Source organism: Methylobacterium sp. WL64, from assembly GCF_008039945.1.
Lineage (GTDB): Bacteria > Pseudomonadota > Alphaproteobacteria > Rhizobiales > Beijerinckiaceae > Methylobacterium.
In genome coordinates, this window is record NZ_VRVA01000263.1 from 1 (window position 1) to 2,210 (window position 2,210).

At 66.5% G+C, this 2,210-nt stretch carries 4 protein-coding genes; 2 read left to right on the forward strand and 2 right to left on the reverse strand.

Translation table 11 applies throughout. The features are described 5' to 3' along the window. The first annotated feature begins 324 nt into the window (after positions 1 to 324). Together FV242_RS33680 and FV242_RS33685 are read left to right on the forward strand one after the other, a co-directional pair. Positions 325 to 1,221, forward strand: coding sequence for an ArdC family protein (locus FV242_RS33680; protein WP_147941994.1), 897 nt, complete (start codon positions 325 to 327; stop codon positions 1,219 to 1,221). After that, positions 1,218 to 1,424 carry a hypothetical protein gene (locus FV242_RS33685; RefSeq protein ID WP_147941995.1) on the forward strand — a complete coding sequence of 69 codons (207 nt, stop codon included), beginning with the start codon at positions 1,218 to 1,220 and terminating at the stop codon, positions 1,422 to 1,424. Before FV242_RS33680 ends, FV242_RS33685 begins: the two co-directional genes overlap by 4 nt. Before the next feature lie 130 nt (positions 1,425 to 1,554). On the opposite strand, the gene FV242_RS33690 is transcribed toward FV242_RS33685, so the two are convergent. Further along, complete coding sequence (locus FV242_RS33690) at positions 1,555 to 1,992, reverse strand: hypothetical protein (RefSeq protein WP_147941996.1); 438 nt, start codon at positions 1,990 to 1,992, stop codon at positions 1,555 to 1,557. Beyond that, on the reverse strand, positions 1,989 to 2,210 hold a 222-nt coding region (locus FV242_RS35265; RefSeq protein WP_210248998.1), incomplete at its 5' end, for a hypothetical protein. The genes FV242_RS35265 and FV242_RS33690, both read right to left, overlap by 4 nt.

Here is a 2,210-nt window from a genome sequence, read left to right on the forward strand (position 1 = left end):
GGCTCATTGCCGGCCCGCCGTTCCCGACTGCTGCGCGGACGTCTCCCACTCCCCCCACGGCGCCTGCGCCGCCTCCCGTTTAGGGCCGGCTGCGCCGGCAGTCGTCATGATCGCGTCCGCGATCGGCAAGAGGGGCTGACCGCCCCCGCCGTCAAGGACTGGACGCAAGGGCGCGTCGGCCGGGGTGTCCCCGGTTTTCGCAAGGGCTGCAAACCGGGTGATCCCCCTCCCCGGCCGCCGGTCCTGGACGGCTTCCCCCCGCTCATTGGCGCTTGGCCTAGCAGGGTTGCATGCGCAACCCTTCAAACCAAGAAAGAAAAGCCAATGAAAGCAGACCTTTACACCAAAGTAACCGACCAGATCGTTGCCAGCCTAGAGGCGGGCGTGAAGCCTTGGCACAAGCCGTGGAGCAGCGGCCAAACCATTAGCGGACCGATCCGCCTGCCTCTGCGCGGCAATGGCGTCCCCTATCGCGGGATCAATATTCTGATGTTGTGGGGAGCGGCCACAGATAACGGCTACGCCTCGGCAACGTGGATGACCTTCAAGCAGGCGATCGAACTCGGCGCATGCGTTCGGAAGGGCGAGAAAGGCACTACCGTTGTTTATGCGGGCGCGATCAACCGGACCGGCACCGACGAGGCGACCGGCGAGGACACGGAACAGCGCATCCCGTTTTTGAAGGGATACAGCGTGTTCAACGTCGAGCAGATCGACGGCTTGCCCGACAGCTACCGGACCCCGGCCCCTGCCCTGCCCGCGGGGATTGAGCGGATCGAGCGCGCCGAGGCGTTCGCAGCGGCGACCGGCGCGACCATCCGGCACGGTGGCAACAGGGCGTTTTATGTCCCCGGTGCGGACATGGTGCAGATGCCGCCCCTACAGGCGTTCAGGGACGCGGAAAGCTACTATGCGACCCTCACCCACGAGCTGACGCACTGGACCGGCCACGAGCGCCGGCTTGCACGGACGTTCGGGAAGCGGTTCGCGGATCAGGCCTATGCGTTCGAAGAGCTGGTGGCGGAACTGGGCGCGGCCTTCGTCATGGCCGGCCTCGACCTGACCCCGGAACCCCGCGCCGATCATGCTGACTATCTGGCCCACTGGCTCGGCATCCTGAAAGCCGACAAGCGGGCGATCTTCACCGCCGCCAGCCACGCGCAGCGCGCCGCCGACTTCCTGACCGGCCAGACGGCAGACGCCGTGCGGGAGGCAGCATGAGCGCCCTGTTCGACATGGCCTGTCCGGCATGCGGCAGCGCCGACCGCATCGACATTGCGGCAACCGTCTGGGTTCGCGTGACCCCGGACGGCACCGACCCGGACAATGCCGAAAACGGGGACCATGAATTCACCCCGGCCAGCCCGGCGATGTGCAGCGGGTGCGGCCATCGCGGCACGGTTGCCGAATTTGATCCAGATTGACGACGAGAGGCCCGGCACCGCGCCGGGCCTTTTGCCATCGCCGGCAAGAATGGAAGGGCGCGGACGCGCCCACTTATGACGCGCCCCAGGGCATGCGCCCTGCCCCGCGTTCCCGCCCTGCCTCGGGGGTTCAGGCCGTGCCGTTCCAGAGGTCGAGCAGCCGGCGCGTGATAGAAGCGGCGTTCTCCGCGTCGCCGTCGCGTCGCGCCAGGTCGAGATCGGAGACGCCATCGAGCAGCGGCAGGATCATCGACGGCCGGATGCGCGGATGGTTGATGACATCCCCGTCGAGGAAGCGCCCGACCGCCTCCCGCGCCATGTCGCCCGCCGCGTCGAGGATGCACAGCGCGGACCTGGCCGCGTTCGCCGTCCCGTCCGAGGCCGGCACGTCGAACGGTCCCCGTTCCAGCATGGCCCGCAATTCGTCGCCGTCCTGCTGTTCCATCATCTGGACCGCCACGGTCAGGAGGGAGGCCGTGAAGGCAGCGGCCTCCTGGTCGCGTTCCGCCGCCAGCCGTTCGAGGCGGGAGCGCAGATGGTCGGGGATTGCTATGGTGTCCGGCATCATGGCGAGGCCTCCCGTGATATCGGAAGCTTAGGGCCGTTTACGCTACGTGGCGACCGGACGGGATCGGTTCGTAAAATCGGCAGGGCAGAAGTCGGCTTCATCGTCGTCCATTTGCCTACAGGATTGTAGTTGATGGCCAAAAAACAAGCCAAGGCGAAGGACGACGAAACCGATGATTTGCTAGAGCAGATTTTCGGGCCGTTAGACCAGTCCAGTGC

Bases quoted from the DNA above. Each gene is read 5' to 3' on its own strand.
- FV242_RS33690 (WP_147941996.1), bottom strand. From the start codon at position 1,992: ATGATGCCGGACACCATAGCAATCCCCGACCATCTGCGCTCCCGCCTC.
- FV242_RS33680 (WP_147941994.1), top strand. From the start codon at position 325: ATGAAAGCAGACCTTTACACCAAAGTAACCGACCAGATCGTTGCCAGC.
- FV242_RS33685 (WP_147941995.1), top strand. From the start codon at position 1,218: ATGAGCGCCCTGTTCGACATGGCCTGTCCGGCATGCGGCAGCGCCGAC.